Source organism: Paraburkholderia sp. AV2, from assembly GCF_054968425.1.
Genome location: NZ_JBANLK010000002.1, coordinates 199,476 through 221,420 on the forward strand (window position 1 = coordinate 199,476; position 21,945 = coordinate 221,420).

19 protein-coding genes are annotated in these 21,945 nt (G+C 65.8%); 11 read left to right on the forward strand and 8 right to left on the reverse strand.

Annotated features, from left to right (window positions below; genetic code table 11):
* Positions 1-69 precede the first annotated feature (69 nt).
* The 4 genes from V8683_RS02700 to V8683_RS02715 form a co-directional block, all read right to left on the reverse strand.
* Positions 70-1,224, reverse strand: a complete 1,155-nt coding sequence (locus V8683_RS02700; RefSeq protein ID WP_411189291.1) for a DegT/DnrJ/EryC1/StrS family aminotransferase — start codon at positions 1,222-1,224, stop codon at positions 70-72.
* A gap of 117 nt (positions 1,225-1,341) precedes the next feature.
* Complete coding sequence (locus V8683_RS02705; protein WP_411189292.1) at positions 1,342-1,713, reverse strand: DMT family transporter; 372 nt, start codon at positions 1,711-1,713, stop codon at positions 1,342-1,344.
* 164 nt (positions 1,714-1,877) lie between these two features.
* Positions 1,878-3,572, reverse strand: a complete 1,695-nt coding sequence (locus V8683_RS02710) for a glycosyltransferase family 39 protein (protein ID WP_411189293.1) — start codon at positions 3,570-3,572, stop codon at positions 1,878-1,880.
* 166 nt (positions 3,573-3,738) lie between these two features.
* The gene (locus tag V8683_RS02715) at positions 3,739-4,113 is read right to left on the reverse strand and encodes an Mth938-like domain-containing protein (protein WP_411189294.1); all 375 of its coding nucleotides are present in this window, start codon (positions 4,111-4,113) and stop codon (positions 3,739-3,741) included.
* Positions 4,114-4,485: 372 nt separating this feature from the next.
* Between V8683_RS02715 and V8683_RS02720 the strand changes: the two genes are divergently transcribed.
* The 6 genes from V8683_RS02720 to V8683_RS02745 all read left to right on the forward strand — a co-directional run bounded on the left by V8683_RS02720 (position 4,486) and on the right by V8683_RS02745 (position 10,765).
* Complete coding sequence (locus V8683_RS02720) at positions 4,486-5,733, forward strand: pyridoxal phosphate-dependent aminotransferase (RefSeq protein WP_411189295.1); 1,248 nt, start codon at positions 4,486-4,488, stop codon at positions 5,731-5,733.
* Positions 5,734-5,774: 41 nt separating this feature from the next.
* Entirely contained in the window at positions 5,775-7,106 is a 1,332-nt protein-coding gene (locus V8683_RS02725) for a homoserine dehydrogenase (protein WP_411189296.1), read from the forward strand.
* Between the two features lie 21 nt (positions 7,107-7,127).
* Positions 7,128-8,579: a threonine synthase gene (thrC, locus tag V8683_RS02730; protein ID WP_411189297.1), complete on the forward strand. Its 1,452-nt coding sequence runs from the start codon at positions 7,128-7,130 to the stop codon at positions 8,577-8,579.
* 178 nt (positions 8,580-8,757) lie between these two features.
* On the forward strand, positions 8,758-9,993 hold the full coding sequence (locus V8683_RS02735; RefSeq protein WP_411190526.1) for a molybdopterin molybdotransferase MoeA: 1,236 nt from the start codon (positions 8,758-8,760) through the stop codon (positions 9,991-9,993).
* A gap of 10 nt (positions 9,994-10,003) precedes the next feature.
* Positions 10,004-10,261: a molybdopterin converting factor subunit 1 gene (gene moaD / locus V8683_RS02740; protein ID WP_411189298.1), complete on the forward strand. Its 258-nt coding sequence runs from the start codon at positions 10,004-10,006 to the stop codon at positions 10,259-10,261.
* A 21-nt stretch (positions 10,262-10,282) separates the two neighbouring features.
* Positions 10,283-10,765 (forward strand): molybdenum cofactor biosynthesis protein MoaE, encoded by a 483-nt coding sequence (locus V8683_RS02745; RefSeq protein ID WP_411189299.1) that lies wholly within the window; start codon positions 10,283-10,285, stop codon positions 10,763-10,765.
* A 125-nt stretch (positions 10,766-10,890) separates the two neighbouring features.
* Here V8683_RS02745 and V8683_RS02750 read toward each other — a convergent pair whose 3' ends face one another.
* Positions 10,891-11,445, reverse strand: a complete 555-nt coding sequence (locus tag V8683_RS02750; protein WP_411189300.1) for a group III truncated hemoglobin — start codon at positions 11,443-11,445, stop codon at positions 10,891-10,893.
* 131 nt (positions 11,446-11,576) lie between these two features.
* Between V8683_RS02750 and V8683_RS02755 the strand changes: the two genes are divergently transcribed.
* On the forward strand, positions 11,577-12,128 hold the full coding sequence (locus V8683_RS02755) for an Rrf2 family transcriptional regulator (RefSeq protein WP_411189301.1): 552 nt from the start codon (positions 11,577-11,579) through the stop codon (positions 12,126-12,128).
* A gap of 168 nt (positions 12,129-12,296) precedes the next feature.
* Positions 12,297-14,894, forward strand: coding sequence for an ATP-dependent chaperone ClpB (gene clpB / locus V8683_RS02760; protein WP_411189302.1), 2,598 nt, complete (start codon positions 12,297-12,299; stop codon positions 14,892-14,894).
* 89 nt (positions 14,895-14,983) lie between these two features.
* Here the strand turns inward: clpB and V8683_RS02765 are convergent, their stop codons facing one another.
* From V8683_RS02765 to V8683_RS02775, 3 genes are all read right to left on the reverse strand, one after another.
* Positions 14,984-15,418 (reverse strand): YidB family protein, encoded by a 435-nt coding sequence (locus V8683_RS02765; protein ID WP_411189303.1) that lies wholly within the window; start codon positions 15,416-15,418, stop codon positions 14,984-14,986.
* Positions 15,419-15,557: 139 nt separating this feature from the next.
* Positions 15,558-16,136: a ComEA family DNA-binding protein gene (locus tag V8683_RS02770; protein ID WP_411189304.1), complete on the reverse strand. Its 579-nt coding sequence runs from the start codon at positions 16,134-16,136 to the stop codon at positions 15,558-15,560.
* 247 nt (positions 16,137-16,383) lie between these two features.
* Positions 16,384-18,339 (reverse strand): sigma-54-dependent Fis family transcriptional regulator, encoded by a 1,956-nt coding sequence (locus V8683_RS02775; RefSeq protein WP_411189305.1) that lies wholly within the window; start codon positions 18,337-18,339, stop codon positions 16,384-16,386.
* A gap of 470 nt (positions 18,340-18,809) precedes the next feature.
* Between V8683_RS02775 and V8683_RS02780 the strand changes: the two genes are divergently transcribed.
* The 3 genes from V8683_RS02780 to V8683_RS02790 are packed head-to-tail and all read left to right on the forward strand — an operon-like array spanning position 18,810 to position 21,942.
* Complete coding sequence (locus V8683_RS02780; protein ID WP_411189306.1) at positions 18,810-19,868, forward strand: ATP-NAD kinase family protein; 1,059 nt, start codon at positions 18,810-18,812, stop codon at positions 19,866-19,868.
* 38 nt (positions 19,869-19,906) lie between these two features.
* Positions 19,907-20,890 (forward strand): thiamine pyrophosphate-dependent dehydrogenase E1 component subunit alpha, encoded by a 984-nt coding sequence (locus V8683_RS02785; protein WP_411189307.1) that lies wholly within the window; start codon positions 19,907-19,909, stop codon positions 20,888-20,890.
* Positions 20,891-20,937: 47 nt separating this feature from the next.
* Entirely contained in the window at positions 20,938-21,942 is a 1,005-nt protein-coding gene (locus tag V8683_RS02790; RefSeq protein ID WP_411189308.1) for an alpha-ketoacid dehydrogenase subunit beta, read from the forward strand.
* Positions 21,943-21,945: the final 3 nt, after the last annotated feature.

A 21,945-nucleotide genomic window follows, 5' to 3' on the forward strand; every position in this document is an offset into this window, starting at 1 on the left:
TGCCTTTCCCTGTCAAGGCTTCGGCCCGCGTCCGTACGCGCGTGCTGCTGTGGCCGGCAAGCCAGGTTTTCAGCCCTGGCTGTACTGCTCGCAAATTTCGTTCACGGCGCGGCACACGCGCGCCACGTCGTCTTCCGTCATCTGCGTGAAGAGCGGCAGCGTGACCGTGGTCGTGCCGAACCGCTCGGCGTGCGGGAACATGCCCGCCTTGAAGCCGCGCTCGCGATAGAGCGTGAAGAGGTGGATCGCCGGGTAGTGCACGCCCGAGCCGATGCCACGTTCCTTCAACTGTTCCATGAATCCCGCGCGGCTCAAGGTGAGGCGTTCGAGCGGCAGCGTGATCTGGAACATGTGCCAGTTGCTGTTCGCGAAGTCCGCCACCGGCAGGCCGACGCCGAGCTTCACGGCCGCGCCGCCTTCGAAGCGCGCGAAGTACGCGCGCGCCAGCTTGCGCCGCTGCTCGATGAAACGCCCGAGGTGGCGAAGCTGGCCGAGGCCGACGCGGGCCGCGACATCCGTGAGATTGTACTTGCCGCCGAGCACGTCGCAGTCCATGCCGTCGAAGCCGGTGCGCGTGACGCCCTGCAGACGGTACTTCTGGGCGAGCACGGCCTCGGCCTCGTCATTGAGGACGAGTGCGCCGCCCTCGATGGACGTGAGGTTCTTGTTCGCGTGGAAGCTGAACGAGACGATATCGCCGAGCGCGCCGATGCGCTTGCCGTTCCACGTTGAGCCGAACGCCTGGGCCGCGTCCTCGACCACGCGCAGCTTGTGCTGGCGGGCGATGGCGTAGAGGCGGTCCATGTCGACGGGCAGGCCCGCGAGGAACACCGGGATGATGGCCCTGGTGCGCGGCGTGATGACAGCTTCGAGCTTGTCGAGGTCGATGTTGCGCGTGACGGGGTCGATGTCGGCGAAGACGGGCGTGGCGCCCACTTCATAGATCACGTTGCTCGTCGCGACCCAGGAGGCCGGCGTGGTGATGACCTCGTCGCCGGGGCCCACGCCCGCGATGCGCAGGCCGATTTCGAGCGTGGCCGTGCCCGAGTTGAAGGTGCGCACCGGACGGCCGCCGCAGAATTCCGAGAGGGCGGCCTCGAACGCCTGGTTCTGCGGACCGGTCGTGATCCAGCCCGAACGCAGCACGTCGACGACGCCCTGAATGGTTTCTTCGTCGATCTCGGGCCTGACGAACGGCAGGAACGCAACGCTGGACTGGGTCATGGGTGCAGGGCTCGTGAAAAAATGGGACGAAGCGCAAGGCGGACGGCAAGCCTTGCTGAATTGTAATGTTGAGGCGCAATGCGCCGGCTGCAAGTTCCTGGCGCGCGGGAGCGCACACTAGCTGCGCGCGAGCACCACCACGCCAATCAGAATGATGCCGATGCCGACAAGCCGCTGGACGGTGAGCGGCTCGCCGAACAGGTACCACGCCGCGAACGCGTTGACCACGTAGCCGAGCGAGAGCATCGGGTAGGCGATCGAGACGTCCACACGCGACAGACCGACGATCCAGACAACTACGCTCACCACATAACAGCCCAGCCCGCCGATGATCGGCAGTTGGGTGGCAAGCTTCAGGCCGATGGGCAGGATGTTCGCACGGCTGAATTCGAAGTGTCCAACGGCATTGACACCGGCCTTGAGCAACAGTTGCGCGCACGCATTCAGGGCGACGCCGGCAAGGATGCAGAAGAGGGATATCGGATTCATCGGGCGGGTCCGGCTATATATAGGGTCAAATTTTTAGGGGTCAAACTCTTAGGGGTCAAACTCTTAGGGGGCAAATTCTGAGGCTGGTGCGGCATCGGCTTCCGGTTTGCCGGCTGCGCCCGGGCGCGATTATCGCTCAGGCGCCGCACCCGGCCGCCGCCGTGTCAGGGCGAGTCAGGCTTTTCGACGATGACGCGGCGGGTGTCGCGGGCGACCACCTGCATCGGCAGACCCTGCGCGGCCAGTTCGCTGTAGCGCTGGGCCGGAATCAGCGCCAGCGCATAGCGGTCGGCCTTCCAGCGCTGCTCCCAGTCGGCGATGGTCGGGATCCATTTATTGGGTTCCTCGGAAATGCCGAAGGCGAGTTCGTCGGTGACCTCGACCATCGTCATGGTGTGGCGCACGTAGAACGGCAGTGTGTGATCGAGCACGCCCACCGAGTAGAACGGCGTATCGGGCGGCAGCTTCGCAATGGCGGCGCGCACGGCCGGCGCGAGCGGCGCGCCCGAACTGAGCGTGCCGAAGACATCGTGGCCCGTGCCGGCAATCGTGGCGAGCAGGAGCCAGGCGGCGCCCTGGGCAAGCGCCGGCGCGGCGGCGCCGGTGCCCGGCGTGCGCTTCGCGCGGTTCAGCCACAAGCCGACGGCCGTCGCCACGAACGCGACCGCGGCCGCCGCGAACACCCAGACCTGGAACTCGCGGTAGAGCGCATTCGGGTTGCGCGCATCGCCGAGGCGCGTCAGGTAGAACGAGCCAAAGGCCAGCGCCAGGCAGAGGAACAGGTAGCCGGCCAGGTGGCGGCGCCACTGTTCCCGCTTCATCAGCGGCAGGTAGAGGCCGATCACGAGCGCGAGCGGCGGGGCGATCGGCAGCGTGTATGAGATCAGCTTCGAGTGCGAGGCGCTGAAGAAGAGGAAGATGAAGGCGCTCCAGACCAGCATCAGCGTGACGGGGGCGAAGCCGTTGGGCTGGCGCGGCGTGGCGAGCGCGTGGCGCAGGCTCTGCACGCTCACGGAAAGCCACGGCAGAAAGCCCACCAGCATGACTGGCACGAAGTACCAGAATGCGCCGGGGCGGTTCTGCTCGGGCGTCAGGTAGCGGCGGAACTGCTGGACGATGAAGAAGAAGTTGAAGAATTCGGGGTTGCGCTCCTGCACGAGGACGAACCACGGCGAGACGACCGCGAAGAACATGATCAACCCGCTCACGAGGTAGAGCCGCTTCCAGAGCGCCCAGTCGCGCGAAACGAAGGTGTAGAGCACGAGCACCGCGCCGGGCAGGATCAGGCCGATCAGGCCCTTCGAGAGCACGGCGAGGGCCATCGCGGCCCAGCAGACCCACATCCACAGCCGCACCTGGCTCTTTGGCAGGCCGGGGCGCTGGGCGAGCAGCAGGGCGCAGAGCGTGAGCTCCATCCAGAACGACAGGCCCATGTCGAGCGTGTTGAAGTGGCCCATCAGGTACCAGTACGGCCCCGTGGCCAGCACGAGCGCCGCGAAGAAGCCCGTCGCCGCGTTGAACACGCGCGCGCCCGTAAAGCCGATCAGCAGGACGCCCGCGAAGCCCGCGAGCGCCGTGTAGAGGCGCGCCTGCCATTCGCCGAGGCCGAACCACGCGAACGTGAGCGCGTTCGCCCAGGTCTGCAGCGGCGGCTTCTCGAAGTACTTGTAGCCGTTGTAGCGCGGCGTGATCCAGTCGCCGGTGGCGAGCATTTCGCGGGCCATTTCGGCGTAGCGGCCTTCGTCGCTGGGCAGCAGGTGGCGCCAGCCGAGCGGCACGAACCAGATCACGGCGAGCGCCACGATGAGGAGCAGGATCGCAGCGCGGTTGAGCGGGGGCCTCGAAAGCGTTTCGTTCATGGTTCCAGACTATTATGGCGTTCGGGGTTCGTGAAGCATGGCGGACCGTTGTCGACTCGCGGCGCCGGCCGCGCGTCGGCGCGGCGCGCAAGTGTACGTCATCGCGCGGCTCGTGGGCTTAATGCGGGCTTAAGGCACGATCAACACGATCGAGGCTCGAACAGGATCAGGGTTCGATCAAGAGCGCGGCGGCGACCCGGCGGCCCTCGGCCATCAGGATGTTGTAGGTGCGGCAGGCCGCCTGGATGTCCATTGCCTCCACGCCGATGCGCTTCGCCGCAAGCGCGGCCGTCAGGCGCGGATGCGGAAAGCGCAGGCGGGAGCCGCTGCCGAACAGCACCACTTCCGGCGCGTTCGGCAGCAGCATTTCGAAGAGTTCGGGAGTCAAGGCATCGAACGCATTCACCGGCCAGGGGACGACTGGCACGTCGGGCAGGACGATGATGCTGCTTTCGTGGCGTTCGAGATTGATTTCGACGTAGTCGGTGCCGTAGCCGGTGACGGTGTTGAGGGCGCCGCTCGAGTCCTGGTGTAGTTTCAAAACGGGTTTCCGGATTGTCGCGGTTCGGGTAACGCCGTGGCGTCTTGCGCATTGCGGAAGTTGACCAATATCCGCTAAATTATAACTTTTTAGCCGCTGCTGCGGCGTTCCACGCTTCGCGCGCCGTCGCCACGAGCTGTTCGGCCGCTGCTCGGCCTGCCGTCAACAAGAGGCAATACACCACGAGGCAACCCCGGGGGACACCACCCAGGACGGGACAAGACGTGCGCCCGGCGTCAGCCGTGGCCACCGTCCTTCGCTGCGGCCCGCGTTTTGACCCCATCGATCAACCTTGTCGATGTCCCGGCCTGGCCGGTGGCGCGCGGGTGCCCACGGGTGTCTGGCCCGATCTAGCCCACTTTATTAACCGGATTGCCCGCTTTGAAACCGATCCTGAAATCCAACAAACTCCAGAATGTCTGCTACGACATTCGCGGACCGGTGCTCGAACATGCGAAGCGCCTCGAAGAAGAAGGCCACCGCATCATCAAGCTGAATATCGGTAATCTCGCCCCGTTCGGCTTCGACGCGCCGGACGAGGTCATTCAGGACATGATCCTGAACCTGCCAAGTTCGTCGGGCTATTCGGATTCGAAGGGGGTGTTCGCCGCGCGCAAGGCGATCATGCATTACGCCCAGCAAAAGGACATCAAGGGGGTCGAGCTCGACGACATCTACATCGGCAACGGCGCCTCCGAACTGATCGTGATGGCCATGCAGGCGCTCCTGAACGACGGCGACGAAGTGCTGCTGCCGGCGCCCGACTATCCGCTGTGGACGGCCGCGGTGAGTCTGTCGGGCGGCACGCCGGTCCATTACATCTGCGACGAATCGAACGCGTGGATGCCCGACCTGGACGACATTCGGGCGAAGATCACGCCGAACACGCGGGCGCTCGTCGTCATCAACCCGAACAACCCGACCGGCGCGCTCTATTCGGACGACCTGCTGCGCGGCCTCGTCGCCATCGCACGCGAGCACGGCCTGATCCTGTTCGCCGACGAGGTCTACGACAAGATCGTCTACGACGGCAAGACGCACACGGCGCTCGGCTCGCTTTCCGAAGACGTGATCACGGTCACGTTCAACAGCCTGTCAAAAAGCTATCGCGCGTGCGGCTACCGCGCGGGCTGGATGTTCCTTTCCGGCATGACGGGCGAGAACCGCCGCCACGCGAAGGACTACACGGAAGGCCTCGGCATTCTGGCGTCGATGCGCCTGTGCGCGAATGTGCCGGGCCAGTACGCGATCCAGACGGCGCTGGGCGGCTACCAGAGCATCAACGAGCTGATCCAGCCCGGCGGGCGCCTCTATCGCCAGCGCGAACTCGCCTATGAGATGCTGACGGCGATTCCCGGCGTGAGCTGCGTGAAGCCCGAGGCGGCGCTTTACATGTTCCCGCGCCTCGACCCGAAGCTTTATCCGATCCAGAACGACCAGCAGTTCATTCTCGACCTGCTGCTGCAGGAGCGCGTGTTGCTCGTGCAGGGCACGGGTTTCAACTGGAAGCAGCCGGACCACTTCCGGGTGGTGTTCCTGCCGAACGTGGACGACCTGACCGATTCGATCAACCGCATCGCGCGTTTCCTCGACGGCTATCGCAAGCAGCACGGCAACTGAATCCCGATTCCCTTTCAAACTCTTAGACGAACACACGCTGCATGGAACCGATCAAAGTAGGTCTCTTGGGCTTCGGCACGGTGGGCAGCGGCACCTTCACGGTACTGCGCCGCAACCAGGAAGAAATCAAACGCCGCGCGGGCCGCGGCATCGAGATCGCGCGCATTGCCGTGCGCAATCCGGCCAAGGCGACGGCGGCGCTCGGCAGCGAGGCCGGCACGGTCGAATTGACGACCGACTTCAACGCGGTGGCTGACGATCCGTCGATTTCGATCATTGCCGAAATGATCGGCGGCACGACGCTCGCGAAGGACCTTGTGCTGCGCGCCATCGCGAACGGCAAGCACGTCGTCACCGCGAACAAGGCGCTGCTGGCGGTCCATGGCACCGAGATTTTCCAGGCGGCGCGCGCGAAGGGCGTGATGGTGGCGTTCGAAGCGGCGGTGGCGGGCGGCATTCCCATCATCAAGGCGCTGCGCGAAGGCCTGACGGCGAACCGCATCCAGTACATCGCGGGCATCATCAACGGCACGACGAACTACATTCTTTCGGAGATGCGCGAGCGCGGCCTCGACTTCGCGACGGCATTGAAGGCCGCGCAGGAACTCGGCTATGCCGAGGCCGATCCGACCTTCGACATCGAGGGCGTGGACGCCGCGCACAAGGCCACGATCATGAGCGCGATCGCGTTCGGCGTGCCGGTGCAGTTCGACAAGGCCTACGTGGAAGGCATCAGCAAGCTCGACGCCATCGACATCAAGTACGCCGAAGAACTAGGCTATCGCATCAAGCTTCTCGGCATCGCGCGCCGCACGGAAAAGGGCATCGAGCTGCGCACGCATCCCACGCTGATTCCCGCCAAGCGCCTGCTCGCGAACGTGGAAGGCGCGATGAACGCGGTGGTCGTGCACGGCGACGCCGTGGGCACGACGCTTTACTACGGCAAGGGCGCGGGCGCGGAGCCGACGGCCTCCGCCGTGGTCGCCGATCTCGTGGACGTCACGCGCCTGCACACGGCCGACCCCGAGCATCGCGTGCCGCACCTCGCGTTCCAGCCGGACAGCCTCTCGAACACGCCGATCCTGCCGATCGACGAAGTGACGAGCGGCTACTACCTGCGCCTGCGCGTGGCCGACCAGACGGGCGTGATGGCCGACATCACCCGCATCCTGGCCGACAGCGGCATTTCGATCGACGCGCTGCTGCAGAAGGAATCGGAGCAGATCGACGCGCAGGGCAAGGCGGAAACCGACATCATCCTGATCACGCACATCACGGTCGAAAAGAACGTGAACGCGGCGATCGCGCAGATCGAGAAGCTGGCGACGGTGAAGTCGTCGGTGACGAAGCTGCGCATGGAAGGACTGAACTAAGGCGTATTTAAGGCGATGGCAATGAATTACGTATCCACGCGCGGCGCGGGCGCCGGCGAACATCACTCGTTCTCGGACATCCTGCTGGGCGGCCTCGCGCGCGACGGCGGCCTGTATCTGCCGGCGCAGTACCCGCAGGTCACGGCCGATGAGCTCGCGCGCTGGCGCGGTCTCTCGTACGCGGATCTCGCGTTCGAGATCCTCTCGAAGTTCTGCGACGACATTCCCGCCGAAGATCTGCGCGACATCACGCGCCGTACCTACACGGCCGCGACCTATTGCAACGTGCGCCACGGCGAGGACGCCAGCCGGATCACGCCGCTCACTACGCTAGGCGAGGAGAACGGCGCGCGGCTTTCGTTGCTCGAACTCTCGAACGGCCCGACGCTCGCGTTCAAGGACATGGCGATGCAACTGCTCGGCAACCTGTTCGAGTACACGCTCGCAAAGGCCGGCCAGCAACTGAATATTCTGGGCGCGACTTCGGGCGACACGGGCAGCGCCGCCGAGTACGCGATGCGCGGGAAGAAGGGCGTGCGCGTGTTCATGCTCTCGCCGCACAAGAAAATGAGCGCGTTCCAGACGGCGCAGATGTTCAGCCTGCAGGATCCGAATATCTTCAACCTCGCGGTCGAAGGCGTGTTCGACGACTGCCAGGACATCGTCAAGGCCGTCTCGAACGATCACGCATTCAAAGCGAAGCAAAAGATCGGCACGGTCAACTCGATCAACTGGGCGCGCGTCGTCGCGCAGGTCGTCTACTACTTCGCGGGCTATTTCGCGGCCACGAAGAGCAACGACGAGCGCGTCGCTTTTACGGTGCCCTCGGGCAACTTCGGCAACGTCTGCGCGGGCCATATCGCGCGCATGATGGGCCTGCCCATCGAAAAGCTCGTCGTGGCGACCAACGAAAACGACGTGCTCGACGAATTCTTTCGCACCGGCATCTACCGCGTACGCGGCTCGGCGGAAACATGGCACACGAGCAGCCCGAGCATGGATATCTCGAAGGCTTCGAACTTCGAGCGCTTCGTCTATGACCTGCTCGGCCGCGATCCGGCGCGCGTCACGCAACTCTTTCGCGACGTGGAGGAGAAGGGCGGCTTCGATCTCGCGGCGAGCGGCGACTTCGTGCGCGTGCAGCAGTTCGGCTTCGTTTCGGGCCGCAGCAGCCACGCTGACCGCATCGCGACGATCCGCGACGTTTTTTCGCGCTACAACACGATGATCGACACGCATACGGCTGACGGCGTGAAGGTCGCGCGCGAGCATCTGCAGCCCGGCGTGCCGATGGTCGTGCTGGAAACGGCGCAGCCGATCAAGTTCGGCGAGACGATTCGCGAGGCGCTCGACCGCGAGGCCGAGCGTCCGGCCGCGTTCGCCGGGCTCGAATCGCTGCCGCAGCGTTTCGAAGTCGTGCCGGCCGACGTCCAGCGCGTGAAGGACTACATCGCCGCCCACACGGCGGACTGATCCGGGCCGTTCCCGGACGATCGCGGCCCGAATCCGCGGCATACGAAGGACGCGGCGCAACGCCGCGTCCGCGCCGCTACAATAACGGCAGACCAACCGTTGAAGGCGGCCCCGCGGCCGCCTGCCAGCCGCTCCGATGTCCACTTCCCCCACTTCCGCACCGGCGCCGCGCGCGCCGATGCTTTCCACCGCCGACGCCCTTGCAACGCTGCTCGGCGCGGCCCGGCCAATCGCCGGCACCGCCGATGCGACCGAAACGCTGCCGACGCTCGACGCGCTGAACCGCGTGCTGGCGGTCGACGTCGTTTCGCCGCTCGACGTGCCGCCGATGCACACGAGCGCGATGGACGGCTACGCGGTGCGCGTGGCCGATCTCGTGCAGGGCAACCGGCATATGCCGGTGTCGCAGCGCATTCCCGCGGGCTACGCCCCGCAGCCGCTGGCGGCGGGCACGGCCGCGCGCATTTTCACGGGGGCGACCGTGCCGCCCGGCGCGGACGCGGTGGTCATGCAGGAGCAGACGGAAGCCGCGGAAGGCGAGGTGACCTTTCTGCACACGCCCAAGGCCGGCGAATGGATCACGGTGCAGGGCGCGGATATCCGCAAGGGCTCGGTCATCCTGCCCGCCGGCACGCGGCTCACGCCGCAGGCGCTCGGCCTCGCGGCATCGGTGGGCTGCGCGACGCTCGCGGTCGTGCGCCGCGTCAAGGTCGCAGTGTTCTTCACGGGCGACGAACTGACGATGCCCGGCGAGCCGCTGCGCCCCGGCGCGATCTACAACTCGAACCGCTACACGCTCAACGGGCTGCTGCGCAATCTCGGCTGCGAGGTAACGGACTACGGCATCGTGCCGGACCGGCTGGATGCGACGCGCGCGACCCTGCGCGAGGCGGCCGCCGGTCACGATCTGATTCTGACCTGCGGCGGCGTATCGGTGGGCGAGGAAGATCACGTCAAGCCGGCCGTGGAAGCCGAAGGGCGGCTCTCGATGTGGCAGATCGCCATGAAGCCGGGCAAGCCGCTGGCGTTCGGCGCGGTGCGGCGCGGCGAGACGGCGGGCGCGTCGGGCGACGAGGCGTTCTTCATCGGCCTGCCGGGCAATCCGGTATCGAGCTTCGTGACCTTCCTGCTGTTCGTGCGGCCGTTTCTGCTGCGCCTCGCCGGCGCGACCCAGGTGAATCCGCGCGCGCTTTCGCTGCGCGCCGATTTCACGCAGGCGAAGGCCGACCGGCGCAACGAATTCCTGCGCGCGCGCGTGAACGGGGCGGGCGGGCTCGATCTGTTCCCGAACCAGAGCTCGGCGGTGTTGACGTCCACGGTCTGGGGCGACGGCCTGATCGACAATCCGCCCAATCACGCGATCAGCGCGGGCGAGACGGTGCGCTTCATCCCTTTTACTGAATTGCTGTATTGAGCCGGACTTCATGAAGATCCAGTTGAGATTTTTTGCGAGCGTGCGCGAAGCATTGGGCGTGGCGCAGGAATCGGTGACGGTGCCCGACGGCATCGCGACGGTTGGCGACGTGCGCGGCTGGCTGCGCGCGCGAGGGGGCGCCTGGGCCGAGACGCTGGCGGAAGGCCGCACGTTGCGCATGGCCTGCAATCACGTCATGACGGAGCCGGGCACGCGCATCACCGAAGGCTGCGAGGTGGCGTTCTTTCCGCCCGTGACGGGCGGCTGAGGCGCGAGGAGGAGAGCGGCCATGCCCGTGCGCGTGCAAACCGAAGATTTCGACCTGACGACGGAGGTCGCGCAACTGCGCGCGCGCAATCCGGCGATTGGCGCTGTGGCGTGCTTCGTCGGCACCGTGCGCGATCTGAATGAGGGCAGCACCGTCGCGGCGATGGAGCTGGAGCACTATCCGGGCATGACCGAGAAGGCGCTCGAGCGCATCGTGGCCGAGGCGCAGCGGCGTTGGCCCGATATCGAGGTGCTGATCGTGCATCGGGTGGGCAAGCTCGCGCCGCTCGACCAGATCGTGCTGGTGGCGACGACCTCGATGCACCGTGGCGACGCGTTCGCGTCGTGCGAGTTCGTGATGGACTACCTCAAGACCGAGGCGCCGTTCTGGAAGAAGGAGGAGACGGAGCAGGGCGCCCGGTGGGTGGACGCCCGCGTGAGCGATGATGCGGCCCTCGCACGCTGGGGCGTGGATTCGGGGAATGGAGTGCAGGCGAAAGAGTAGGGCGCGGTCTTGATGCCCGAGGCGCGGAAATGCAAGATTCACATCGAGCATCTAAAACGCAACTAACAGCCATTCCGCGCTAACCACGCCACACGCGCGGCGAACCCCGCGCGCGGCGCTTCGAATCAATCCATCGCCTGGCCGACGATTTTCGCCGGAAACGGTTCGCCAGCCGGACGGACCGGCAAGTCGTGATCGTCGTCGACACCCGGCGGCCGGCGGCGCGGAGCGACGCGCTCGAGCAGCGCCTGCTGCTCGGCGGGAATGGTGTAATCCCAGCCGAAGCGGCTCAATTGCAGGCTCTGCGCGATTCTCAGGGCCGGTTCCATGAACTGCACGGCGGCAGCAGGCTGATAGCGCGACTCGACCGTATCGAGGAACAGATAGAGCCAGCGGCTGAAATGCCGGGGCTCGATGCCCGGCAGCGGTTGATGCACCTGCTGCACGTTGCCGCGGTAGCTTTTGGTGCCGAGGACGAGGCTGGTCCAGAAGCGGCACATTTTCGGCAGATGGTCGTCCCAGCGCCCCGAGAGCACGCTGTCGAAGACCGGACCGAGCAGGGCATCGTCGCGCACGCGGTCATAGAACGCGTAAACGAGTTCGCGAATGTTGTCTTCCGCGGGTTCGGCGTGCCGCGGGTCGGCGGCGCTGGTGCGGGTGGAGGCGGTGGAGGTCATCATGCTGCGGGCGAATCGGATGAGTTGGGTTCGGCTTGAACCCAACGTGCATCATACCCAGGCACGCTAAAATGTGCACCGTGCCTGCATGTTATTGTGCAGGCTTCGACGTTCTATCGTGCGCCGCCAGAATCATGAAGCTGACCGACTACACCGACTACTCGCTGCGAGTGATGCTCTACCTCGCGCTGCGCCGCGACGGTCTTACTACGATCCAGGAAATTTCGGACGCGTACGGCATTTCGAAAAACCATCTGATGAAGGTCGTCCAGCGCCTTGGCGAACTGGGCTGGGTGGACACGATCCGCGGGCGGAACGGCGGCCTGCGGCTGGCGGCGGATTCGCTCGCGCTTTCGGTCGGCGAGGTGGTGAGGCAGACCGAGAGCGACTTCGCACTGGTCGGCTGTTTTCCTGACGAAAACGGCGAGCGCCGCCACTGCGCGATCGAACCCCATTGCCGCCTCAAGTACGCGCTGGCGGCTGCGCGCGACGCATTTCTCGCCGAACTCGATCGCCATACGATAGGCGAACTCGCGCGACCGAAGACGGAACTGGCGGGCCTGCTCGGACTCGCGCCGATCGTCCTGGTGCGGCCTGAGAAAAGGGCGGTAACAGGGGCAACCGCGGGGACAACCGCGGGGACAACTGCGGGAGCAGCACCGCGTTCGCCGTCGCGCAAACACTGATTCGAGTTCTCGACCCGCCAGGATGACAATCGGCCGCATGGTTGCCTGCCACAGGCTCCAAGGCACGCCCGAGCCATGGAATCGGAAAATTTGACATAAACAAGGTTGAAACTGGCGCAATCCCCCTCAAATTTGGTGACAGTTAAAAATCTGGAGGTCTCGTTTTAAATGAGAATCGACAAACTCACCACCAAGTTCCAGGAAGCAATTTCCGACGCCCAGAGCCTCGCGGTCGGGCACGATAACCAGTACATCGAACCGGTTCACCTGCTTGCCGCGCTGGTTGCGCAGCAGGACGGCTCCGCGCGTTCGCTGATGTCGCGGGCCGGCGTGCAGGTGCAGGCGCTGCAGAACGCGCTCAACGACGTGATCAACCGTCTGCCGCAGGTGCAGGGCACCGACGGCAACGTGCAGATCGGCCGCGAACTGGCGGGGTTGCTCAATCAGGCCGACAAGGAAGCGCAGAAGCTGGGGGATAGCTACATCGCGAGCGAAATGTTCCTGCTCGCCGTCTCCGAGGACAAGGGCGATGCGGGTCAGATCGCGCGCCGACATGGCCTCACGCGTAAAGCACTCGAAGCGGCGATCGTCTCCGTGCGCGGCGGCGCGCAGGTCAACAGCCAGGATGCCGAAAGCCAGCGCGAAGCGCTCAAGAAATACACCGTCGACCTGACGGAGCGTGCCCGCGCCGGCAAGCTGGATCCCGTGATCGGCCGCGACGACGAAATCCGCCGCTCGATCCAGATCCTGCAGCGCCGCACCAAGAACAATCCGGTGCTGATCGGCGAGCCGGGCGTGGGCAAGACGGCGATCGTCGAAGGGCTCGCGCAGCGCATCGTCAACGGCGAAGTGCCGGAAACGCTCAAGGGCAAGCGCGTGCTGTCGCTCGACATGGCGGCGCTGCTCGCCGGTGCGAAGTATCGCGGCGAGTTCGAGGAGCGTCTGAAGTCCGTGCTGAACGACATTGCCAAGGACGAAGGGCAGACCATCGTATTCATCGACGAAATTCACACGATGGTGGGCGCAGGCAAGGCCGAAGGCGCCATGGATGCGGGCAACATGCTCAAGCCGGCGCTCTCGCGCGGCGAACTGCACTGTATCGGCGCGACCACGCTCGACGAATATCGCAAGTACATCGAAAAGGATGCCGCGCTGGAGCGCCGCTTCCAGAAGGTGCTCGTTGACGAGCCGTCGGTCGAGGCGACCATTGCGATCTTGCGCGGGCTGCAGGAGAAGTACGAACTGCACCACGGCGTGGAAATCACCGACCCGGCGATCGTTGCGGCGGCGGAACTCTCGCACCGCTACATCACGGATCGTTTCCTGCCCGACAAGGCCATCGATCTGATCGACGAAGCCGCTTCGAAGATCAAGATGGAAATCGATTCGAAGCCCGAAGAGATGGACAAGCTCGACCGCCGTCTGATCCAGTTGAAGATCGAGCGCGAAGCTGTCAAGAAGGAAAAGGACGAAGCCTCGCAGAAGCGTCTGCAACTGATCGAAGAAGAGATCGACCGCCTGAGCCTCGAATATAAGGATCTCGAAGAAATCTGGACCGCCGAGAAGGCGGCCGTGCAGGGCAGCGCGCAGATCAAGGAAGAGATTGACCGCGTGCGAGCCGAGATTACGAAATTTCAGCGCGAAGGCAAGCTCGAAAAGGTCGCCGAACTGCAGTACGGCAAACTGCCGCAACTCGATGCGCAATTGAAGCAGGTCACCCAGGCCGAGGCCGACGAGCAGAACAACCCGACGCGCCATCGTCTGCTGCGTACGCAGGTGGGTGCGGAGGAAATCGCGGAAGTCGTCTCGCGCTCGACCGGTATTCCCGTGTCGCGCATGATGCAGGGCGAGCGCGAAAAGCTGCTGCTCATCGAAGACAAGCTGCATGAGCGCGTGGTGGGCCAGGACGAGGCGATCACCGCGGTGGCCGACGCGATCCGCCGTTCGCGTGCCGGTCTTGCGGACCCGAACCGGCCGTATGGCTCGTTCCTGTTCCTCGGGCCGACCGGCGTGGGCAAGACCGAGCTGTGCAAGGCGCTGGCAGGTTTCCTGTTCGATTCGGAGGAACATCTCATCCGCATCGACATGAGCGAGTTCATGGAGAAGCACAGTGTCGCGCGTTTGATCGGCGCGCCGCCGGGCTACGTGGGCTACGAAGAGGGCGGCTATCTGACCGAGGCCGTGCGCCGCAAGCCGTATAGCGTGATCTTGCTCGACGAGGTCGAGAAAGCGCACCCGGACGTGTTCAACGTGCTGCTGCAGGTGCTCGACGACGGCCGCATGACCGATGGCCAGGGCCGCACTGTCGACTTCAAGAACACGGTGATCGTGATGACGTCGAACCTGGGTTCGCATCTGATCCAGGCGATGGCGGGCGAGCCGCAGGAAGCGGTGAAGGACGCGGTCTGGAACGAAGTGAAGCAGCAGTTCCGCCCCGAGTTCCTGAACCGGATCGACGAGGTGGTCGTGTTCCACGCGCTCGGCAAGGAAAACATCGAGTCGATCGCGAAGATCCAGTTGCAGCGTCTGCGCGAACGTCTGGAGAAGCTCGAAATGGAACTCGTGGTGTCGGACGAGGCGCTCGCGAAGATCGCCGAGGTTGGCTACGATCCGCTGTTCGGTGCTCGGCCGCTCAAGCGCGCGATCCAGCAGGAGATCGAGAATCCGGTCGCGAAGCTGATTCTCGCGGGCAAGTTCGGTCCGAAAGACGTGATTCCGGTCGATGTGTACGACGGCAAGCTGGTGTTCGAACGCGTCGTGCACTGAACGGCGTGTTATGAATAAAAAGGGCAGCGGAGCGATCCGTTGCCCTTTTTTACAGGCGCGGGAAACACCCCGCGCCACCCCACCGGCGCTTAAGCCTGCTTGTTTCCGCCGAGCAGCGACGCGAGGCCGCCCAGCGTGCCGAGCACGCTCTCGCCGTTGATCTGGCCGCCGCTAGGGACTTCGCCGTTGGGCGTGCCGGCGTTCACGACGTGCGGCAGTACCTGAGCGAGCAGGCCGCTCACCTGGTCGGGCTGCAAACCGACCTTCTGCGCGAGGCCCGCGACGGCATCCGAGCCCAGTACGTTCTGCAACTGGTCTCCGGAAACCGCCTGATTTTCGCCGTTGCCGACCCAGGACTGCACCACGTCGCCCAGGCCGCCTTGCTGGAACTTCTCGATCAGCCCGTTCAGGCCGCCGGGCTGGTTGTTGACGAATTCCATCGCCGTAGCGATGAGTTGCTGTTGGCCGCCGCCTTCTTGCGACGATCCGCCGAGCAGGGAACCGAGGGTGTCTAGCAGGCTCATGTCGATCTCTCTGGTAGTTGGCCGCCACGGAACGTGTGCGGCCGGAAAATGGGCGGCGCGTTATCCGGATGCCGGTTTGCGCGCCGTATTGCACGGTCTGTTGTCTTGATGCGCAGCGCTGTGCCGCGCACGGCGGGCATCAGGCGCCGGAAGCTGCCGCGGCCGAAGCGGCCTTGGCTTTCTTCGACTTCTTGCTCTTCTTCGCCGTAGTCTCCGAGGCGCCCGCCGGCGCGGAAGCCGCCGGGCCGGCCTCTGCGGCGCTTGCGGCCTCGGCTGCCTTCTCCTTCTTGCTCTTGTGCTTCGACTTGGTGGCCGTCGTTCCCGAGGCCGCATTGGCGGCCGGCGCAGCCGCCGTTGCAGGGCTGGACGCGGTCGCAGCGGCCGGGGTCGCGGCTGCCGTCTTGCTGCTCTTCGATGCGGCGGTCTTGCCGTTGCCAGCCGGCGGCGCCGACGAGCCGTTGATCGTCAGCCCCGCTGCTTCGAGGTTCTGCACCGACTTCGGGCCGATGCCCTTGACGCGGCTCACGAGATCGTCGGCGTCCTTGAACGGGCCGTTTTTCGTCCGCTCGTCGATGATCGCTTTTGCGTGGGCCGGGCCAATGCCCTTGACGGTTTCCAGCGCGGTTTCGTCGGCGGTGTTCACTTCGACAGCAGCGGCCGTCAGTGCGGACAGGGACAATCCGAGCGCAACGAACAGCATTAGCAGCTTTTTCAGCATGGCAATCACTCCATTGAGGGCAAGTCCAGTTAGCCGGGAACGGACGACGCATCCAGTAGTCGTTAGTGCTGCGCTACAAGAATAGGCCAGTTGGCGTATCCGTGAACGGGAAGCGCTCGATTTATACCGATCGAATTGTGGCAAGTAAATCGCGTCGCACAATTTTTAATACTTCTATGCAATGGCAACGCGGTCAGTGGGGGCGGGCGCAACGAAGAAGCCCGGCCCTCGGTTTCGCCATGCAGGCTCAGGCGCGATGCGGAGCGACGATCCCGAGCTTCGCGATGCGCCGGTACAGCGTTGCGCGCGAGATGCCGAGCGCCAGTGCGGCGGCATTGGGCCGCCAGTGGTGGGTACGCAGCGCGGCGACGATGCGCTCGCGCTCGTCGGCAAGGGCAGCGGCGCCCGTCTCGTCCGGTCCATGGACGGCGCCCGGCAACTGTGCGGCCAGATCGCCGGGCAGATGGCGCGCCTCGACACGCACGGTGTCGCAGACGGCGCAGGCGTAGCGCAGGGCGTTGCGCAGTTGCCGCAGATTGCCGGGCCAGGCGCAGGACGCCAGCCGCACGGCGAGCGCGCCGTCGAGCACGAGCGGGCGGCCGGCGGCCTGGGCTTCCTCTGCGAAGACCGTTTCGATCAGCGTGCCGATATCGCGTCGCTCCCGCAACGGCGGCAGCGTGAGCACGGCGCCGCAGAGCCGGTAGTAGAGATCCTCGCGAAAGTCGCCCTGGGCCGCCATATGCGCGAGATCGCGATGGGTCGCGCATATCACTTCGAGATCGACGCGTACCGGCGCCTCGCTGCCGAGCGGCACGACCTCGCCTTCGGCCAGCACGCGCAGCAGGCGCGTCTGCAGGGCGAGCGGCATGTCGCCGATTTCGTCCAGAAAGAGCGTGCCGCCGTCGGCCATGGCGATCTTGCCGCGCGCGCCGTGACGCCGCGCACCCGTGAAAGCGCCCGGTGCATAGCCGAAGAGTTCGCTCTCGATCAGCGATTCCGGCAGCGCGCCGCAATTCACGGCGACGAAGGGACGGTTGCGGCGCGGGCCCGCGTCGTGGATCGCGCGTGCGAATACTTCCTTGCCCGCGCCGGTCTCGCCGAGCAGCAGGATCGGCAGGCGCTTGCCCGCAATACGCTGGGCGATGCGGGCGTTCCCGGCGACGCACGCGTCCGGGCTGCGCAGAAAAGGCCCGAGCGCGCTGCAGTCGAGGCGTGCGTCGGCGCGCTCCTCGCGCAGTGGCACGGCGCCATGCAGGACGGCGGCGGCCGGTGCCGCAGTTCGTCCCAGCGGCGCGCGTATGCGCGCGTGGAGCGTCATGCCCGTCGCGCGCAGCCGCAGTGTGGCGATGGCCTCGATGCGGCCGAGATCGCGCAACTGGACGTGCGACGAATCGAAGATTTCGTCGATGTGGCGCGGCCCGTCAAGCCCCGCGATGCATTCGCGCGCGCGCCGGTTCGCGGCGACGACGTTGCCGTTCTCGTCGAAGGCGATCAGCACCTCGGGCTGGGCCTCGACGTAGTTGCGGCTCTGATGCCCGAAGAGGATCCAGCACGAGGACGTGCGGTGGAGAAAGTAGCCGTCTTCAATGAGCGTCGCGCTCTGGCGCACCAGTTGATTGACGATGCGCTGGCTGTCGCGGTTGTCGGGCGACTGGACGGCGGATGCATCGAGCACGCCGATCAGCTCGCCGCCCGGTGCGAAGATCGGCGCGGCGCTGCAGGTGAGCGTGGTGAAGGCGGCGCGGAAGTGATCGGTCTTGTGGACCGTGATGGGCGCGAGATCGGTCAGCACGCTCGCGATCCCGCAGGTGCCTTCCTCGCTTTCGGACCAGCACGAGCCGATATAGAGCCCCGCGTGCTTGAAGTCGTTGCGCCGCTCGCGGTCGATGCGGTAGTCGATGGTGACGCCGTGGGCATCGGTCAGCATGACGCAGTAATCGGCGTCGCGGATGGTCTCGTGCAGGCGCGAAAGACACTGGCCCGAGGCGCGCAGGAAAGCCTCCTCGCGCTCGCGGATCTCGCGCAGCTCGCCGGCGCTCAGGACGCGCGGACCGATCACGGAACCTGGGTCGAGCTGGTAGCGCTCGAACGAGCGTTGCCACGACGAGACGAGCCGCGTCGAATCGGCTGGCGCGGGGAGGCGGCCTTCGACGGCGCCGCGCACGCGCTCGGCGTGCCGGCTGGACGCAACGGGGTAGGGCATGGGCGGATCCTGGCTCTGGCGTCGGGCATGGCGAAGCATGCCCGGGGATTTTTTTGTAGCACATCTGCGCCGCGCAATCACACCGCACTGCAGCATGCGAGACGTCTGAGACGGTCGTCTCAGGTCGTCGCCCGTCATGCCGGTTGCGCGGGAGACAGGCCTGAGGCCTTGCCGGGCGGGGCCGCGGGCAGAACGCGGTCGCGCGTGCGTGCCGGGCCGTCTCGCACGTTTGCCGCTCGGCGTCGTGAGTGAGACGGCCGATCTGCGGTTTCGCCCGCGCCGATGAACCGGGCGAAGCGCGGCGCGGGCCGTCGCAAGCCGGTTTGCGGACGATGGCCGTCGCCTCCGGCTCTCTGGCACAACGCTTGCAGAGTTGGCGGACAGACCCGGCAGCCGAATGTGCCGGCATCTCAGCAACAAGATCGACAACAAGTTCGCGCCGCGCCCGGCGCGAACCGGAGACACAGCCCGTGCCGACGCCCGCAACTGTTGGCGTGATCGTCAACCCCGCATCGGGGCGCGATATCCGCCGTCTTACCTCGCATGCCTCGGTCTTTCCCACGGCCGAAAAGGCCAACATGGCCGTGCGCCTTCTTGCTGGTCTGGGCGCGCTGGGCGTCGCTCGCGTGCTGACCCTGCGCGATCAGACCGGCGTCGCCGCGCTGCTGCTGCGCGCCATCGAAACGCATGCCGCGGTCGCCGCGCACGAGCCCTGGCCCGAAGTCGAGTTCATCCCTCTGCCGATTACCGAGAGCGTTGCCGACACCCACGCAGGCGTCGCGCACATGGTGCGCGAAGAGGTGTCGCTGATCGCGGTGCTGGGCGGCGACGGCACCCATCGCGCGGTCGCCGCGCACTGCGGCGATACGCCGTTGCTCGCGCTCTCCACCGGCACCAATAACGCCTTTCCCGAGTTGCGCGAGGCGACAGTCGCGGGACTCGCGGGCGCGCTGGTCGCGACCGGCGCCGTGCCGGCGGACGTCGCGTTCACGCGAAACAAGCGGCTCGTCGCACGCTGTATCGAAGGGCCGAGCCGCGGGCGCGAGGAGATTGCCCTCGTCGATATCTGCGTGGCGCGGCAACCGTTCATCGGTGCGCGCGCCATTTCGGAAAGTTCGGATATCGAATCGATCTTCCTTGCTTTCGCCATGCCGGACGGCATCGGACTTTCCGCCATCGGCGGCGCTTTTGCACCGGTCGGACGCGATGCCGCGCACGGCCTGCACATGACCTTCGCGCCCGCAGGCGGGCAGGACGGCGTGCCGCTCATCGCCCCCATTGCGCCCGGCCGCATCGAACGGCTCACGCTGCGCACCTGCCAGCGGCTCGAAGCGGGCGTGGCGCTGCCGCTCGACGCGGGGCACGGCACGCTCGCCTTCGACGGCGAACGGGAAATCGAACCGGCGCGCGGCGATCGCTACGAGGTGTCGCTCGACTGGGGCGGTCCGCTTACGGTCGACGTTGCACGTACGTTGCGTTATGCCGCCGCGCATCAATTGCTGCGCGAGGCGGCGGCGAGGACCTTTTAACCTGCTTCACAACCCGACAGACAACCCAGGAGACAACCATGTCTGTTACATCCCAGTTGAACCGAGAGCAGTTGCTGAGCGCCTATCGCTCGATGCGCACGATTCGCGAATTCGAAGAGCGGCTGCACGTGGAGTTCGCCACCGGCGAGATCCCGGGCTTCGTTCACCTGTATGCCGGCGAGGAGGCGTCGGCGGTCGGCACGATGAGCCATCTGAACGATACCGACTACGTGGCGACCACGCACCGCGGCCACGGGCACTGCATCGCCAAGGGCGTCGACGTGCGCGAGATGATGGCCGAGATCTACGGCCGAGCCACGGGTTCGTGCCGAGGCAAGGGCGGCTCGATGCATATTGCCGATCTCTCGAAGGGCATGCTCGGCGCGAACGGCATCGTCGGGGCGGGCGGGCCGCTAACCTGCGGTGCGGCGCTCGCGGCCAAACAGAAGAAGACCGGCGGTGTGGGCGTGTGCTTCTTCGGCGACGGCGCCTCGAATCAGGGCGTGATATTCGAGTCGATGAACCTTGCTTCGGTATGGCGCCTGCCGGTGATCTTCGTTGCGGAGAACAACGGCTACGCGGAAGCGACGTCGTCGACGTGGTCGGTCGCGGCCGACAACATCGCCGATCGCGCGAACGGCTTCGGCATGCCCGGGGTGATCGTGGACGGCTTCGACTTCTTCGCCGTGCACGAGGCCATGGGCGAGGCGATTGCGCGGGCACGCAATGGCGGTGGCCCGACGCTCGTGGAGATGAAGCTGTCGCGCTATTTCGGCCACTTCGAAGGCGACGCGCAGACCTATCGCGCGCCCGGCGAGGTCCAGAAGCTGCGCGAGGAGAAGGATTGTCTGAAGCGCTTCGAGGAGCGCGCGGTACGTGCCGAGCTGGTGCGCGCGGACGACCTGCGCAAGGTGGACGAGGAAGTGAAGCAGTTGATCGACGACGCCGTGACGAAGGCCAAGGCCGCACCGTTGCCCGCCGACGAGGAATTGCTTACCGACGTATACGTGTCGTATCCCTGAACCCCCGACGCGTCACATCATCAGGATTCCAGATCAAGGAGACGAAAATGGCACGGAAAATCACTTATTCGCAAGCGATCAACGAGGCTCTGGCGCAGGAAATGGCGCGCGACGAGACCGTGATCGTGATGGGCGAAGACAACGCGGGCGGCGCGGGTTCGCCCGGCGAGCAGGACGCGTGGGGCGGCGTGCTCGGCGTGACGAAGGGACTGTACGGCAAGTTTCCGGGGCGCGTGCTCGATACGCCGCTCTCGGAGGGCGGGTTCATCGGCACGGCAGTGGGCGCCGCGGCCTGCGGGCTGCGCCCGGTGGCGGAGCTGATGTTCATCGACTTCATGGGCGTGTGTTTCGACCAGATCTTCAACCAGGCGGCGAAGTTCCGCTACATGTTCGGCGGCAAGGCCGTGACGCCGGTCGTGATCCGGACGATGTGCGGCGCGGGCCTGCGCGCGGCGGCGCAGCACTCGCAGATGCTCACCTCGCTCTTTACGCACGTTCCCGGCCTCAAGGTCGTGTGCCCGGCCACGCCCTACGACGCGAAGGGCCTGCTGATCGAAGCGATACGCGACAACGACCCGGTCATCTTCTGCGAGCACAAGCTGCTCTACGGCATGGAAGGCGACGTGCCCGAGGAGTCGTATTCGATTCCTTTCGGCGAGGCGAACATCGCCCGAGACGGCGACGATGTCACGATCGTCACGTATGGCCGCATGGTCCATTACGCACTCGACGCTGCGCAGAAGCTCGCGAAAGAGGGCATCGAAGCCGACGTGATCGACCTGCGCACGACTTCGCCGCTCGACGAGGAGACGATCCTCGAAAGCGCCCGGCGCACGGGCCGCGTCGTGGTCGTGGACGAGGCGAATCCGCGCTGCTCGATCGCCACCGATATCGCGGCGCTCGTCGCGCAGCGCGCGTTCCACGACCTCAAGGCGCCCGTCGGCATGGTCACCGCGCCGCATACGCCCGTACCGTTCGCGGGCGTGCTCGAAGACCTGTACATTCCCTCGGCGGAGAAGATCGCCGAAGCCGCACGCCAAGCCAGGAGCTGAAGT

Excerpts from the sequence above, each read along its gene's own strand:
- V8683_RS02700 (WP_411189291.1), bottom strand. The coding sequence starts at position 1,224 with ATGACCCAGTCCAGCGTTGCGTTCCTGCCGTTCGTCAGGCCCGAGATC.
- V8683_RS02705 (WP_411189292.1), bottom strand. The coding sequence starts at position 1,713 with ATGAATCCGATATCCCTCTTCTGCATCCTTGCCGGCGTCGCCCTGAAT.
- V8683_RS02710 (WP_411189293.1), bottom strand. The coding sequence starts at position 3,572 with ATGAACGAAACGCTTTCGAGGCCCCCGCTCAACCGCGCTGCGATCCTG.
- V8683_RS02725 (WP_411189296.1), top strand. The coding sequence starts at position 5,775 with ATGGAACCGATCAAAGTAGGTCTCTTGGGCTTCGGCACGGTGGGCAGC.
- thrC (WP_411189297.1), top strand. The coding sequence starts at position 7,128 with ATGAATTACGTATCCACGCGCGGCGCGGGCGCCGGCGAACATCACTCG.
- V8683_RS02735 (WP_411190526.1), top strand. The coding sequence starts at position 8,758 with ATGCTTTCCACCGCCGACGCCCTTGCAACGCTGCTCGGCGCGGCCCGG.
- moaD (WP_411189298.1), top strand. The coding sequence starts at position 10,004 with ATGAAGATCCAGTTGAGATTTTTTGCGAGCGTGCGCGAAGCATTGGGC.
- V8683_RS02745 (WP_411189299.1), top strand. The coding sequence starts at position 10,283 with ATGCCCGTGCGCGTGCAAACCGAAGATTTCGACCTGACGACGGAGGTC.
- V8683_RS02750 (WP_411189300.1), bottom strand. The coding sequence starts at position 11,445 with ATGATGACCTCCACCGCCTCCACCCGCACCAGCGCCGCCGACCCGCGG.
- V8683_RS02755 (WP_411189301.1), top strand. The coding sequence starts at position 11,577 with ATGAAGCTGACCGACTACACCGACTACTCGCTGCGAGTGATGCTCTAC.
- clpB (WP_411189302.1), top strand. The coding sequence starts at position 12,297 with ATGAGAATCGACAAACTCACCACCAAGTTCCAGGAAGCAATTTCCGAC.
- V8683_RS02765 (WP_411189303.1), bottom strand. The coding sequence starts at position 15,418 with ATGAGCCTGCTAGACACCCTCGGTTCCCTGCTCGGCGGATCGTCGCAA.
- V8683_RS02770 (WP_411189304.1), bottom strand. The coding sequence starts at position 16,136 with ATGCTGAAAAAGCTGCTAATGCTGTTCGTTGCGCTCGGATTGTCCCTG.
- V8683_RS02775 (WP_411189305.1), bottom strand. The coding sequence starts at position 18,339 with ATGCCCTACCCCGTTGCGTCCAGCCGGCACGCCGAGCGCGTGCGCGGC.
- V8683_RS02785 (WP_411189307.1), top strand. The coding sequence starts at position 19,907 with ATGTCTGTTACATCCCAGTTGAACCGAGAGCAGTTGCTGAGCGCCTAT.
- V8683_RS02790 (WP_411189308.1), top strand. The coding sequence starts at position 20,938 with ATGGCACGGAAAATCACTTATTCGCAAGCGATCAACGAGGCTCTGGCG.